This window comes from Vibrio sp. R15-SG3-ISO1A, assembly GCF_059833955.1.
The window spans coordinates 291,601-306,079 of sequence record NZ_JCBDGH010000030.1 but is presented as its reverse complement, the minus strand read 5'-3'; the positions used below and the strand labels follow the sequence as shown (position 1 = coordinate 306,079).

At 49.5% G+C, this 14,479-nt stretch carries 14 protein-coding genes; 10 read left to right on the top strand and 4 right to left on the bottom strand.

Annotation, left to right across the window (positions count from 1 at the left end; all coding sequences use genetic code 11):
- Window positions 1-197: 197 nt before the first annotated feature.
- On the bottom strand, window positions 198-1,439 hold the full coding sequence (locus tag AC6R0L_RS04635) for an MFS transporter (protein ID WP_500628393.1): 1,242 nt from the start codon (window positions 1,437-1,439) through the stop codon (window positions 198-200).
- Window positions 1,440-1,564: 125 nt separating this feature from the next.
- On the opposite strand from AC6R0L_RS04635, the gene soxR reads away from it, so the two are divergent.
- Together soxR and AC6R0L_RS04625 are read left to right on the top strand one after the other, a co-directional pair.
- Complete coding sequence (soxR, locus tag AC6R0L_RS04630) at window positions 1,565-2,029, top strand: redox-sensitive transcriptional activator SoxR (protein WP_334551679.1); 465 nt, start codon at window positions 1,565-1,567, stop codon at window positions 2,027-2,029.
- A gap of 242 nt (window positions 2,030-2,271) precedes the next feature.
- Window positions 2,272-3,153 (top strand): NAD(P)-dependent oxidoreductase, encoded by an 882-nt coding sequence (locus AC6R0L_RS04625; RefSeq protein ID WP_500628392.1) that lies wholly within the window; start codon window positions 2,272-2,274, stop codon window positions 3,151-3,153.
- A gap of 64 nt (window positions 3,154-3,217) precedes the next feature.
- Here the strand turns inward: AC6R0L_RS04625 and AC6R0L_RS04620 are convergent, their stop codons facing one another.
- The 3 genes from AC6R0L_RS04620 to AC6R0L_RS04610 all read right to left on the bottom strand — a co-directional run bounded on the left by AC6R0L_RS04620 (window position 3,218) and on the right by AC6R0L_RS04610 (window position 5,710).
- Window positions 3,218-4,123, bottom strand: coding sequence for an AEC family transporter (locus AC6R0L_RS04620; protein WP_500628391.1), 906 nt, complete (start codon window positions 4,121-4,123; stop codon window positions 3,218-3,220).
- A gap of 95 nt (window positions 4,124-4,218) precedes the next feature.
- A complete protein-coding gene (locus AC6R0L_RS04615) occupies window positions 4,219-4,959 on the bottom strand; it encodes a DeoR/GlpR family DNA-binding transcription regulator (RefSeq protein ID WP_500628390.1) in 741 nt (246 codons plus the stop codon).
- Window positions 4,952-5,710: a glycerophosphoryl diester phosphodiesterase gene (locus tag AC6R0L_RS04610; protein WP_500628401.1), complete on the bottom strand. Its 759-nt coding sequence runs from the start codon at window positions 5,708-5,710 to the stop codon at window positions 4,952-4,954. Before AC6R0L_RS04610 ends, AC6R0L_RS04615 begins: the two co-directional genes overlap by 8 nt.
- Before the next feature lie 279 nt (window positions 5,711-5,989).
- On the opposite strand from AC6R0L_RS04610, the gene ugpB reads away from it, so the two are divergent.
- The 8 genes from ugpB (at window position 5,990) to AC6R0L_RS04570 (ending at window position 14,469) form a co-directional block, all read left to right on the top strand.
- The gene (gene ugpB / locus AC6R0L_RS04605; protein WP_500628389.1) at window positions 5,990-7,297 is read left to right on the top strand and encodes a sn-glycerol-3-phosphate ABC transporter substrate-binding protein UgpB; all 1,308 of its coding nucleotides are present in this window, start codon (window positions 5,990-5,992) and stop codon (window positions 7,295-7,297) included.
- Window positions 7,298-7,350: 53 nt separating this feature from the next.
- Complete coding sequence (ugpA, locus tag AC6R0L_RS04600; protein ID WP_487901580.1) at window positions 7,351-8,232, top strand: sn-glycerol-3-phosphate ABC transporter permease UgpA; 882 nt, start codon at window positions 7,351-7,353, stop codon at window positions 8,230-8,232.
- Window positions 8,232-9,080 (top strand): sn-glycerol-3-phosphate ABC transporter permease UgpE, encoded by an 849-nt coding sequence (ugpE, locus tag AC6R0L_RS04595; protein WP_487901579.1) that lies wholly within the window; start codon window positions 8,232-8,234, stop codon window positions 9,078-9,080. The genes ugpA and ugpE overlap by 1 nt, the downstream gene beginning before the upstream one ends.
- Before the next feature lie 3 nt (window positions 9,081-9,083).
- The gene (locus AC6R0L_RS04590; RefSeq protein WP_500628388.1) at window positions 9,084-10,184 is read left to right on the top strand and encodes a sn-glycerol-3-phosphate import ATP-binding protein UgpC; all 1,101 of its coding nucleotides are present in this window, start codon (window positions 9,084-9,086) and stop codon (window positions 10,182-10,184) included.
- Window positions 10,177-10,998, top strand: coding sequence for an HAD-IIB family hydrolase (locus tag AC6R0L_RS04585; protein ID WP_500628387.1), 822 nt, complete (start codon window positions 10,177-10,179; stop codon window positions 10,996-10,998). Before AC6R0L_RS04590 ends, AC6R0L_RS04585 begins: the two co-directional genes overlap by 8 nt.
- 140 nt (window positions 10,999-11,138) lie before the next feature.
- Window positions 11,139-11,303: a hypothetical protein gene (locus AC6R0L_RS04580; protein ID WP_487901576.1), complete on the top strand. Its 165-nt coding sequence runs from the start codon at window positions 11,139-11,141 to the stop codon at window positions 11,301-11,303.
- 178 nt (window positions 11,304-11,481) lie between these two features.
- A complete protein-coding gene (locus tag AC6R0L_RS04575) occupies window positions 11,482-12,420 on the top strand; it encodes a LysR family transcriptional regulator (protein ID WP_487901575.1) in 939 nt (312 codons plus the stop codon).
- 129 nt (window positions 12,421-12,549) lie between these two features.
- A complete protein-coding gene (locus tag AC6R0L_RS04570; RefSeq protein WP_487901574.1) occupies window positions 12,550-14,469 on the top strand; it encodes a TonB-dependent receptor domain-containing protein in 1,920 nt (639 codons plus the stop codon).
- Window positions 14,470-14,479: the final 10 nt, after the last annotated feature.

The following is a 14,479-nucleotide window of genomic DNA, read 5'->3' as shown; positions in this document are numbered from 1 at the left end:
TGCGTAACTTTCACGTCGTTGGGCGTTGTTAGCGCATGGCGCTCGTTGTTAAATAGAACGGAGAAAGCAGTTCTTCGTTCTATCCCTGCTGTTTCTATTCGTACTTTTGCGAAAGCCAGTTTACATCTGCACCTTAAAATACTGCAATTGCGCTGATAAATGATCGGTAGTTTCGGCCATGTGTTGATTACCTTTGATCACATTGCGGTGGCAGACACCTCTCCTCTCTTAATAGACGCGTTCATAACGCTGGACTCTGGTGCATGAGTCAGTAGCCAACGCATGGCGAGGGTCGCTCCTCCCATGGTGATTGCAGCGAGTAAGAACCCCAGTTCGATCCACTGGGCATGACTGAGCAAAGCGATCAGCACATAGCTCATACTCTGGGTTAGAGTGGCAAACATTTGCAAAGCACCGTCGGCGCGGCCTCGTTGATGGATGGCGATGGTGTGGTGCATCCAATTCGTTCGCGCGATGCGATTTAATGCGTTAAAAAGGCCAAATAACAAGGTGAAGACAAGCAGGGTCGCCGGGCTTAATGAGATGCTCATCCCCAGTACCATCAGACTACTGAGCGACATGGCAAGCAGGATGGTACGGGGTAAGGCGCTACGGGTCAGTAATTTGTGTACGATGAGTCCGGTGAGCAGCGAGCCAATCCCAAACGCCATGTTGTAGCCCGCGAGCCAGTGCCCAGCAATGTGCTGCTGTGCAAACCAGATCGGCACCAACTTTCCCAAGTAAGTCAAAATGGGGTAGGAGAGAGAAGAGAGCATCAAGAAGGCGTAAAAGCGTGGTTCAGAAAGCACAATGGAGCGGCTTTCGACCAGTTGTTGCCAAAAGCGTACTTTACGTTCGGCGCGTAACGCTTGTCGATAAGGTGTCACCAGGTAACTGATACCCGCCAATGTGGATGCCAACATGGCAAAAGTTGAGAATTCGACAATTCCCCATTGCTCGAGGAGCACAATACCTAACGCGCCAGCACCTAGCGTGGTGCCTTGCATTATGATCTCTTGTTGTCCTGAAATTGCGGCGTACTCATGGTGATCATAATTTTCTTGGGTAAACGCATTGTTGGTAGACCAAGCCAGATTGCTCGAGACCCAAAACACCAGTTGCGCGAGTGCCAATAGCCATGGGGATTGTATGCCGTGGTATGACAGGATCATCACCAGCGCGGCGCAGATGGCTTGCACCCATTGGACCATCACTAAGATTGTTTTACGTGAATGGCGGTCAATCAAGGTTGAAAAGAAGGGCGTTAAGAAAAATGAGAGACCAGTACAAGTGAGTGCCACTAAGGCGATAAAGGTGCCCATATTGTCCGATTGCAACATGAGCCAAGGCAGAGCCATCATAAATAGCCCAGAAGAAATGCCATCAAAAAAGCGTCCGGTTAGGTAGGGAGTGGTCTTATTGCGTCCGAGTAATGTCATTGTGGTGTTCCTTTCTGTGTACCAATATTGATCAGTTGCTGCTACTCTAAAACCTCAAGTTAACTTTAGGTAAAGCGTTATTTTTCATTTGAGTCGATAACGTTCGAGTGAATTAAGGAGTCAAGATGGAACTGACGGTCGGAGAGGTCGCTAAACGTTCAGGTGTTGCGGTGTCGGCGTTACATTTTTATGAACAGAAAGGGCTTATCTTCAGTTGGCGTAACGCTGGGAACCAGCGCCGATATCATCGAAGTGTGCTGCGACGAGTCGCCATCATTAAAGCCGCTCAACAAGTTGGACTGACGTTGGAGGAGATCGCGGCATCGTTTGCCCACCTTCCACACCACCAAGCGCCCAATCGGCAAGAATGGCAAGTGATGGCGTCAGGGTGGCATCAACTGCTTGAACACCGCATCTTGCAGATGAAAGCGCTGCAACAGGACTTAGGTGGGTGTATTGGTTGTGGCTGTTTGTCGATGGAGAGTTGCGCTATTTACAACCCAAGTGACATTCGAGCGCAAGCATCGCCGAGTGAAACGCGGCTGACCGATCCTGAAAACTGGTCACCTGTGTTAGATGACGAGCGCTAAAGGCGGACAATTCCCACCATTTGGTCACACAAATAAGCGTTTTCTACGATTCATTGGTGTGATTTTTTCTTCTTTTTGCTCGGCAATGTTTGTGTTTTAAAACACTGTCTCATTCTGATTGAGTTCACAATTCTAGTGCTTTGCCACAATTTTTATTGAATCAAGGATTGCGTTAGCCGCTCATGAGCGGTATTCTACGACCACATCATATAATCATACAATATTGCATTTGGGAGTCTAAAATGACTAAACCTGTAATTGGTTTCATCGGTCTTGGCCTTATGGGCGGCAACATGGTTGAGAATCTACAAAACCGTGGCTACGAAGTTAACGTTATGGATCTTAACAAAGACGCAGTCGCTGCTGTTCTTGCTCGTGGCAACGCCTCTGAAGCGACGTCTGGTAAAGAACTGGCTGAGAAAAGTGACATCGTAATGCTATGTCTGACGACTTCTGAAGTGGTTGAGAAAGTGGTTTACGGTGAAGCGGGTATCCTAGCGGGTATGTCTGAAGGCAAAACGCTCATCGACTTTGGTACTTCTATCCCAGCTTCGACTAAGAAGATTGGTGCTGACCTTGCTGAGAAAGGCGCGGGTATGATTGACGCACCTCTAGGTCGTACACCTGCACACGCGAAAGATGGTCTTTTGAACATCATGGCAGCAGGCGATATCGAAACATTCAACAAAGTGAAGCCTGTTCTTGACGAGCAAGGCGAAAACGTCTTCTACCTAGGCGCACTAGGTTCAGGTCACGTGACTAAGCTTGTGAACAACTTCATGGGTATGACAACGGTTGCGACAATGTCTCAAGCATTCGCTGTTGCTAAGCTTGCAGGCGTAGACGGCCAACAACTGTTTGACATCATGTCAGCAGGTCCATCTAACTCACCATTCATGCAGTTCTGTAAGTTCTACGCTGTAGATGGCGAAGAAAAACTAGGTTTCTCTGTTGCTAACGCTAACAAAGACCTTGGTTACTTCCTTGCGCTGTGTGAAGAGCTAGGTACTGAGTCTCTAATCGCTCAAGGTACTTCTACAAGCCTACAAGCGGCTGTAGACGCTGGTCTAGGTCAAAACGACGTACCGGTTATCTTTGACTACTTCACTCAACTGAAGAAGTAATCAATGATGATGTGAAAATAGCGGCCAATGGCCGCTGTTTTTGTTTATACATCGCTTGGACATGTCAACGCCAGTTAGCAGAGATAAGCAGTTCACCCAGAGATAAGGCGAATGTCAGCAGCAGGGGCAGAGTGATCAAACTGAAGAAGTTACCAAACAGCACCATCGACGCCACTTTCGTCGGCTCAACTCCAAACCGTTCGGCAAACAGGTAGTTCATTACCGCCGGTGGTAACATGGTAAACAGCACCATCATTTGCAGCTCCAAAGTCGGCAGCGGCACAAACCAATAGATGACGGCAAACGCCACTGCACCCGTCGACAAGGATTGCAGCGTGCACAGCACACCGATACGAAATCCACTCAAACGCATATGACACATTTGCGCCCCTAAAGAGAGCAGCATTACGGGTACCGCGGCTTGACCGAGTAACACCGTCGCTTCATACAAAGGGGACCACACACCAATCCCACTTAGGTTGAGAAAAAGCGCTGCGCTGGCCGCCAGAAAAATCGGCATTTTGACCACTTGTTTGATTGGGTTGCCTTCACTCAGCAGCGCTAAGCCGATACTGATGTGCAAGCAGGCGGAGACCACGAACAGCAGAACCGCAGGCGCCAGCGCCGTCTCACCAAACGTATAGGTAAAAAGAGGGATCGCCAAGTTACCGCTGTTGCGAAACATATGTGGCGGCGCCCAGGCTTTAAAGCGCAGTTTACTGATGGCGCAAATTGGGATCATCAATAGCCCGGGTAATAAAACTGAAATGAGTGACGCACTCAAAAGGGGCAACTGGTTGGTATCGAGAGGCATCGCCACCAAAGAAGAGAACACCAACGCGGGGGTGAAAGCGTCCATGTTGATGCGGTTGATCGGTTTGAAGTCTGGTTTTAACCAACGCCCGACACAAAACCCAATCAATACCAACGCAAAGACGGGGAAAAGAATGCCAACAACCTGCTCGACCATAGCTTTCCTTGCACTGAGTTAACGGCCTCGTTAACTGAAAAAAACAAAACAATGTTTCTACGTTAACCCATCTTGAGGGTGAAACCTAGAGCAGGTTAGGCTTGTTTGCTGTCTTTGAAGATGCGATCAAAATATTCCAATGGCGCGACTTTGGTATTGGCGCGTCGCTGCCATTTGCTGTCGTTGGCCACTAACCAACGTTGCTCTGCATGGGCCAATATCGCTTGGCTGACACGCGCCTCCCGCAATTCGTGCTCCATCACATACTGCGTCACTTCTGTATTCTCTAGGCCACTGCGTATATCACTGACCGCTGCGCAGCCAATAATACCAATGTCAGCACTGAACTGAGCGAAAAAGTCGGCGACTTTATCATCCACCACATCGCGATCATTGCTGCGAATGCGCCCGCCTGGGATCCAGGTTTCCACCTCTTCAAACTGGGAGAGAATATGCGCCGCCTCAAAGTTGTTGGTCACCACACGTAGCTCGTGGTGATGCCCAAGCTGCTCTGCAATCGCGGTGATGGTTGTGCCGATACCCAAAAACAGAGTGCAACCATTGGGAATATGCTGCACGACGCGCTCGGCAATGGCGTGTTTGTCCTTGGCATTCGTCATGCGTCGTGAGGTGTAACTACGGTTGCTCAGTGTGGCAGGTAAGCTGACACCGCCGTGGTGACGACGGGTCAAGCCTAGGTTGCACAGTTCGTTGATGTCACGGCGGATGGTTTGTGTCGTGACATCAAACTGCTGAGCCAATTCATCAATCGAACAATATTCCTGTTGATGAATGCGCTCAATGATCGCGTGTTGGCGGAGTGAAAGATTATCCATGAATAGCGTGGCGTTCGGCACCAGTGTGAGTTTCGTTACGCTGAGTATAACGCTGAGGCACGTCGGTGATCATCATATCGACGCCCCATAAGCGATGTGGCTCAACTAATTCAGGAAAGTTGGGGGTGTAGCAGTAGAGTTGATAACCCATCTGCTTAATCGCTGTGGCTTGCGCCTGTGTCAAAAAGCGGTAGTCGCAGTGCACGCTGTAGGCATCAATTTGAGTCAGGACCGACGCCGCGTCATAGGGAATGCTTTGCCACAATTGCCCGCGGCGCACATCGGGTAAATACTGTTTGATGCATTGCAAGGCATGGGTGCTAAAGCTCGAAAAGAGCAGGGTCTGAGGGTCAATATCCATCTCATTGATCACCTCAGCGACGTGATGGCACAGGCGATCAATGTCCGCGTGAGGGTAGAGTTTGAGCTCAATGTTGAGGTTGACGTTGGCCGCTTGGGTCAAGGCCAATGTTTCCGCTAAGGTAGGGATTGGTTCCCCTTCAAACTCATCAGAAAACCACAACCCGGCGTCGAGTTGTTTCAGTTGCTGTAACGTCAACTCACTCACTTTACCTTTGCTGTTGGTACAGCGGTTCACCGTGTGGTCATGAATCACCATGGGCACATCATCGGCGCTCAGCTGGACGTCGATTTCTATCCACTGGCAGCCCAATTCAACGGCACGCTGAAACGCGACGAGTGTGTTTTCTGGCGCAAGACTAGAGAGGCCACGATGGGCCATGGTTGGGATAAGGGTAGGGAGTGTTGTCATTGTTATTCACTGTCTATGTTCATTTTGTTTCAAACGAACTCTGTCATCTTCATGTGACCGTTTGATGACGCCCCAAATAGGCATTCAACCGAAAGTTAAGTTTCATTTATGTTCATTTAAGTGTCATCTCAGCGTAACTTTCGCTAATTAATGTTCACTTGAATTCTGAAGCAGCGAATGTGAAAGAGAAGTGAACATCCGCTGAGGTTTAACCACACTAGGACTTTACGCAAGTAAGACTCACATAAGGGAACCATTATGTCTATCAAACACCTGACCGGTTTGGCCGTCACCGCAGCACTACTGAGTGCGCAAGCTCAAGCGAAAACAGAAGTGGAATGGTGGCACGCCATGGGTGGTGCGCTAGGTAAAAAAGTCAATGAAATAGCAGCGGATTTTAATGCCAGTCAAGATGACTACGAAATCAAACCTGTATACAAAGGCTCATACGCAGAAACCATGACAGGTGCGATCGCGGCATTTCGTGCGAAAGAGCAGCCAGCCATTGTGCAGGTTTTTGAAGTCGGCACGGCAACCATGATGGGTGCCAAGCAGGCCATCTACCCGGTTTACCAGTTGATGGAAGACACCAAAGAGCCGTTTGATCCAGACAACTACCTCTCCGCTGTGACGGGTTACTATACCACCAGTGAAGGCCAAATGTTGTCGATGCCATTCAACAGTTCAACGCCTGTGCTGTACTACAACAAAGGGATGTTTGAAAAAGCGGGCATTACAGAAGCACCGAAAACCTGGCAAGAGATGGAAATCGTCTCACGCAAGCTGATCGAGTCGGGCGCTAAGTGCGGCTTTAGCACCACTTGGCAATCTTGGACGCAAATTGAAAACTTCGGTGCTCGCAATAATGTCCCTGTCGCTAACAACAGCAATGGTTTTGACGGACTCGATACCCAGTTCAAGTTCAATGAATCGGCGTTTGTGAAGCACATTGAGAAAATGGGCGAGTGGTCAAAAGAAGGGATCTTTAAGTACGGCGGTCGTCAATCCGATGGTATGCCACTGTTCTACACCCAAGAGTGTGCGATGACCATGGGCTCGTCGGCGGGGCTAGCGGGCATTAAAGAGAACATGAAAGGCATTGACGTCGGTGTAGCGCAGCTGCCGTATGACGCGGAACTGGTCGACAAACCGCAAAACACCATTATCGGCGGAGCCTCGCTTTGGGTACTGCGTGGTCACTCTGATGAAGAGTACAAAGGGGTAGCGAAGTTCTTCTCGTATCTCTCTAGCCCTGAAGTTCAAGCCGATTGGCACCAGTTTACCGGTTACCTACCGATCACTAAGGCTGCCTATGAGTTGACCAAGAGCCAAGGCTTCTATGAGGCGAACCCAGGCACTGACACCGCTGTCGTACAGATGACGTCGGTTGAGCCAACGGTCAACTCCAAAGGCATTCGCTTTGGTAACTTCTTGCAAACGCGCGATATCATCAACGAAGAGTTAGAGGCCGTTTGGTCTGGTAAAGCGACGGCGAAAACAGCATTGAACAATGCGGTAAGCCGTGGTGATGAGCAATTGCGCCGCTTTGAGCGCACGCAAAAGTAACACCCTCGTTTGGCGGAGCAAATGTGCTCCGCCTTTTTCTATCTGGATTATCTATGTCATCGCCTGTTATTTTTAAACATAAATGGCTGCCCATTGCGCTGATCGCCCCGCAACTGGTGATCACCCTGGTCTTTTTTATCTGGCCGGCTGGGCAAGCGATTTTTCAATCATCTCAACTGGAAGATGCGTTTGGGATGAGCCGTGAGTTTGTTGGCTTGGAAAACTTCGAAAAGCTGCTTCACGATCCGTATTATCTCGATTCGTTATTCACGACGCTGCAATTTAGTCTCAGCGTAGCGGTGCTAGCGCTGGTCAGTGCGTTGGTGTTGTCGGCGTTTGCCGAGCATATCGTTCGTGGCAGTACCTTCTATCGTACCTTTCTGATCTGGCCGTATGCCGTTGCGCCTGTGGTGGCGGGCTCTTTGTGGCTGTTTCTCTTTGACCCAACGATTGGCGTGGCCAGCCAACTCCTCCAGTGGATAGGGGTTGATTGGAACCCGACACTCAATGGCTCCCACGCGATGTGGATGGTGATCATCACCTCAACGTGGAAACAGATCAGCTATAACTTTTTGTTCTTCTTAGCGGCGTTGCAGTCCGTCCCCCGTTCATTAATTGAAGCAGCGGCCATCGATGGCAGTGGGCCGGTAAAGCGTTTTCTCACCATCAGCTTCCCGTTGATTTCGCCTACGAGTTTCTTCTTATTGGTCGTTAACTTTGTCTATGCCTTTTTCGACACCTTCGCCATCATCCATGCGATGACGCAAGGCGGGCCGAGCAACAGCACTTCCACGTTGGTGTACAAAGTCTACAACGATGGATTTATTGGTTTGGACTTAGGATCGTCGGCTGCGCAGTCGGTGGTGTTAATGGTGTTGGTCGCGACGTTAACCGTGTTCCAATTTAAGTACGTTGAGAAGAAGGTGGCTTACTGATGGTAGAACGCAGACCCTTATTCACTCTATTTTGCCACTTTGTGTTGGTGGCTGGCATCGTCTCGATTGCACTACCAGTCTGGATTGCGCTGGTGGCGACCACCCATGAAAACACCGCCTTTGCGACAGGAACGCCACTTTGGTTTGGCGACCTCGGTTTCAGTGTGTTTAACGAACTACTGAGTAATGCAAGCCAAGTCAATAATACAGCACTGCCGATTACCGGTATGTTATTGAATTCCCTCGTGATGGCACTGTGCATCACCTTTGGTAAACTGACCATTTCGATTTTGTCGGCCTATGCGGTGGTCTTTTTTCGCTTTCCGGGCCGCATGTTGGCGTTTTGGATGATCTTCTTCACCTTAATGCTGCCAGTGGAAGTGCGCATTATGCCGACCTTTGAGGTGGTCACTAACCTCAACATGCTCAATTCGTTTTATGGCTTAACCATCCCACTGATCGCCAGTGCGACGGCGACCTTTTTATTCCGCCAGTTCTTTATGACGGTGCCAAGTGAGTTGGTGGAGGCGGCGCGCATTGATGGCGCAGGACCGATTAAGTTTTTCTTTGACATATTACTGCCGCTCTCTCGCACCAACATCGCGGCGCTGTTTGTCATCACCTTTATTTACGGCTGGAACCAATACTTATGGCCGTTACTGATCACCACCGACATCGAGTACTACACCATAGTGATGGGCATCAAGCAGATGCTGGGTGTTGTCGATGGGGTCATTGAATGGAACAAAATTATGGCCACGACCATTATTGCCATGTTGCCACCGGTCATTGTGGTGCTGGCGATGCAAAAAGCGTTTGTCAAAGGTCTGGTTGATTCGGAGAAATAATTCATGTCTACACTTACTCTCAATAACGTAGCGAAATGCTACCCGAACGGATACCAAGCGATTCATGGTGTCGATTTGACCATTCACGATGGCGAAATGGTGGTCTTAGTGGGGCCAAGTGGCTGTGGTAAATCGACGTTACTGCGTATGATTGCCGGCCTGGAAGCGATCAGCTCTGGGGAGCTGTCTATCGATGACACCATCGTCAATGCGCTCGAGCCGAGTGAGCGAGATATCGCGATGGTGTTTCAAAATTATGCCTTGTATCCACATATGACGGTCTACAACAACATGGCTTATGGGCTACGCAACCGAAAAACACCGAAGGCAGAGATTGACGCTTTGGTGAATGAGGCCGCTAAAATGCTCGAGTTGGATCACTTACTGGATCGCAAACCGGATCAACTCTCTGGAGGGCAAAGACAGCGCGTGGCGATGGGGCGAGCGATTGTTCGCAAACCTAAGGTCTTTTTGTTTGATGAGCCCTTGTCGAACCTCGATGCCAAGCTGCGCGTACAGATGAGATTGGAGATCAAAAAGCTGCAACGCCGTCTCGCGACCACATCGATTTATGTCACCCACGATCAAGTCGAAGCCATGACCTTGGCCGACAAGCTAGTGGTATTGAACAAAGGGAACGTGGAGCAGGTGGGTACACCCCTTGATATCTACGACTACCCGGCTTCTCTTTTTGTCGCGACTTTTATTGGTTCTCCCTCCATGAATATTCTTGATGCGAGTGTAACCATTGATGGTATTGAATTGGCTCAGGCGCTCTATCCGCTAGAGACCGCATCGCTGAATCTGGGCGATATTAAGCTTGGGCTCAGACCGGAGCACCTGCAGCTGTGCGATGATAACTCGTGGTTCCACGTTGAAGTCGAGTTGATCGAAGCGCTGGGCGCTGACCTCTTGCTCTACTGTAAAACGCTCGACGAAGAGGCGCAGCGTTTGGTGGTGCGGGTTGAAGGTCATAGCAAAATCGCCATCGGTGATAGCTTTGGTGTCGACATCAAACCCGAGCATCTGCATCTTTTTGATGCCAACACCTCGAAGCGCATTTCACTGACCGAAGGCCGCCATCAAGAGGTGGTGAATGCCTGATTCGTTGCTTAGCGCTAATCACGCGTCGCTCGCGTCTATCACCTGGTTACTCACCGATGTCGACGACACGTTAACCTGGAAAGGACAACTGCCTGCGCAAACGCTGAATGCGTTAACGCTGCTGCGTGATGTCGGCGTGAAAGTGGTGGGTGTCACGGGTGCTTGCGCTGGATGGTGCGATCAAATGGCCAAACTCTGGCCGCTCGATGGTGTGATTGGTGAAAACGGCGCGTTTTGGATGCGCCGCAGCGAGAGTGGGTTCATCACCCACACGCTTACGCCTTTGGATGAGATGAAGCGCCAGCAGAGAGCGTTAATTGAGCGTATTGCCGAGCGGCTGCGTGACTACCCAGACGTAACGTTTGCCAGCGATCAAGCGTTTCGTTACTGCGATGTCGCAGTCAACACAGGTCAAGAGCGTACTCCGTTATCTCCAGCGCTGTGTGAACAACTGCTTGCTGACATTCGCGCTATCGAAGTGGACGGGCAAGTCGTCAATGCGACACAAAGCTCGATTCACATCAACGCTTGGTTGGGTCAGCACACTAAGCGCACCAGCAGTGAAGCCTATCTTCGCGCGCACAATCATGGCCAACTGCCGGCGTTGTCCAATATCGCTTACGTGGGTGACTCGCTCAACGATGAAGGGATGTTCGAGTGGTTATCGACGACCTTTGGCGTGCACAACATTCGCCATGTTCTGAGTCAGCTTAATCACCAGCCGCAGTGGATCACCGACTCAAACGGCGGGTTTGGTTTTGCTGAGCTGGCAGAGCGAATTGCGCTGGCTAAGCGGAGTGAAAATGCGCGGTAGAACCCCCTCCAATCTTAAGATCTCGCCTCGCTTTGTCATTTTGTGTCAAGCAGGGTAAGGTTCGGTAAAACGACTCGCGCCTATCGCCGGGACTAGCTAGATTAAAAAGGAGCAATAAAGACGGTCACTAAGAGGGACAAATGATGAAAACATTAGCGGTGATTTTGGCGTGTATAACCTTGGCAGCGTGTACATCCGGTTATAGCAATCAAACCAATCTAGAGAGCAACGGTCACTACAGTGCTGCTCAATCGACCCCCAACCCATCGAATGACGCGGCGGAGCTGTTAGTTTTTGGTGAGTAACCGGCGAGGCGATGAACCCTGTACGGATTAAGCCCTGCGTTAAGGCAGGGCTTAATGGTATTGACTTCTTAAGGGCGAGTGTCCCTGTCATGGTTTGCTCAATTTATTCCTGACATTTCTCTTAGCAAAGATTACCCTAGCGGACTAAGACGAATTTTGACTCTAGAGTTGCCCAAGCATGAATGTATCCCAGGTCGACATTAGCTCGCTGCTGATTTTGAAAAACTTACTCGAAGAGAAGCACGTTTCGAATACTGCTTTGGCGATGAACATCAGCCAATCTTCGGTCAGTCGAGCTTTGCAGAAAATGCGAACGCTGTTTGATGATGAGTTGTTGGTGCGCACCAATTCGGGTTATGAGTTAACCACCAAAGCCGACAGCATTAAACAAGACATCAATCTCATCATCAATAGCTTGGAAACGCTTGTTCATAAGCAGTCTTTTGATCCCAGTAGCATCGAAACCACCGTTCGCTTTTTTGGCTTGCAGCCGCAAATCAATACTTTGATGCCGCCTGTTATTGCACAAATTCGCCAGCGTGCACCCAATATGATCGTCAGTTTGGATACCACGCCGCAGCGTCACTTTGAGGCTCTAATTGCTGGCGATGTGCACTTTGCACTCTCGTCACATGAGCCCGCCAGTGGCGACCAAAATCTTTATCGTGCACTGGTCTCCAAGCGAGATTTTCGCTTGTTGATGAGTAAATCGCATCCACTGGCCAATGAGACATTAACAGCCGAAAATTTGTTGGGCTGTAGCTTTGGTCAAATCTCGTTGCAGGGCGAGAAAACCCTCTCTTTCGAGCATAAATTTATGGAACTTGGATTAGTGGACAAAAAGAATCGCTTGTCGATTCCGGTGCAACTATCGAACTTTCATGCTGCTCCAGATATTGCGGCGACCAGCGATATTATTTTCCACTTGCCAAGCCCCTACGCGCAGCGTGCATGCCAAGATGCGCGTCTGATTGCGAGAGAAGTACCGCCAGAGTTGAGATTGGCGTTCCAACATGTCTATTTGTATTGGCATAAGCGTTTTCATGACGACCCTATGTGTATTTGGGTTCGCGGCATCTTTAAGGATCTGTTTGACGTAGAGCACACATCTGCATAAAAAGGCCGATCGTTATGCATAAATGGGATAATGGCATTCGCCATTATTGATGATAATGTAGTTGCGAATCATTTTCATTAGATATTAAATTGAGAACGATTATCAATTATATGTCTAAGAAATACCATTATGTCTATTTGCCCATTTTCTCTTCGTCCTGTTGCGTTGGCGATCGCCAGTGCGGCAGTGGCATCCATGCCGTCCTTCGCCGATGACAACTCTTCTATGGAAACCCTAGTTGTCACTGCGGCAGGTTACGAGCAAACTGTGACTCAAGCGCCGGCTTCCATTAGTGTCATCGACCGTGCTCAAATCGAGAATCGCGCCTATAAGGATCTTACTGATGCATTACAAGACATCCCGGGTGTGACCGTGACCGGTGGCGGTGATGGTCAAGATATTTCCGTCCGCGGTATGCCTTCAGAATACACAGTGATTTTAGTGGATGGCCGTAAGCAGTCTGGTCGTGAAACGCAGACCAACGGCAGTACCTTTACCGAGCAAGATTGGCTTCCACCTCTGAGTGCGATTGAGCGTATTGAGGTGGTACGTGGCCCAATGTCTACTCTATATGGCTCCGATGCACTGGGCGGTGTGATCAACATTATCACTCGTAAAGACTACCAAGAGTGGCACGGCAGTCTGCAAGTGGAGACGACGCTGCAAGAGAATTCTCGTTCAGGCAATGGCTATCAAGGTCAGTTGTATCTTGCGGGCCCAGTGATTCCAGATCTGCTGAGCGTATCGCTAACAGGTCTTTACCAAGAGCGAAAAGAGGATGAAATAGAAGGTGGTTATGCGGGTAAGACGCTCGACAACTACCGTGCTGCGGTGCATTTGACTCCGACTGATGAAGATACCTTTTCGGTTGAATACACTCAGCATGATCAAGAGCGTGTCACGACGCTTGATAAGTCAGTATCACGCGAGTCACAAGTCGCTGAGCGTGAATATCAACGTGAATCACTGGCTGGGACTCACTCGGGTAATTATCAATGGGGCAGTGGCACCACGTTTATCAGCACAGAAACAGTACGTAACAACGGTGCTGAGAAAGAAATTGAAAACAGTTTACTCAACACACAGTGGAGCTTACCCCTTGCTGCACATTACTTGACCTTGGGCGCCTCCTTTGAGCAGAAAGAGTTGACGGACGACAGCAACGCACTGGCGTCTAAAAACAAGCAGTGGTCACTGTTTGCCGAAGACGAGTGGTACTTAACGGATGACTTTGCACTGACGCTGGGTCTTCGCTACGACCAAAATGATATTTTTGATGGTCACTTTAGCCCGAGAGTCTATGGGGTGTGGTCACTGGCTCCTGAATGGACACTGAAAGGGGGCGTATCGACAGGTTACCGAGCGCCGACACTCACAGAAATGGATGAAGAGTGGGCGCAGCCTAGTTGTAACGGTCGTTGCGATGTGTATGGTAATGCAGACCTATCGCCTGAGACCTCGGTGAATACCGAGGTGGGCCTCTATTTTGTTGATACTGCGGATTTATCGGCGAATGTCACTCTGTTTTATAGCGAGTTCAAAGACAAAATTGAAAACGACTTTGTCGACCCGAGTTGTACCGACCGCAGACGCTGCGATCGCACCTACGTCAATATTGATGAGGCTAACACTTACGGTGTAGAAAGTTCTGTGGCGAAAAGCTTGACGCGCACGATTAAAGTCAGCGCGAGTTACACCTATACTCACAGTGAGAAAAAGACCGATGACGAGGACAACGGATTGCCGCTTGTGCAGTCACCTGAGCATCTAATTTCTGCCAATGGTGATTGGGCGATTCGCGATGACGTTAACTCATGGTTGCGTGTCAATTATCAAAGCCGTGAGAAAGACAACATTACCAGCACAAGCACGCGCACACTAGCACCGTCTATCACCTATGTTGATCTCGGAGCAAATTGGCGAGTGACAGACAACGTTAAGTTGATGGCAGGCATTTACAACCTGTTTGATCAAGAAACAACGGTGGATGAGTATGGTTATGTTGAAGACGGGCGTCGTTACTGGTTAGCGGTTAACACCACTTTTTAATAGGATAAGA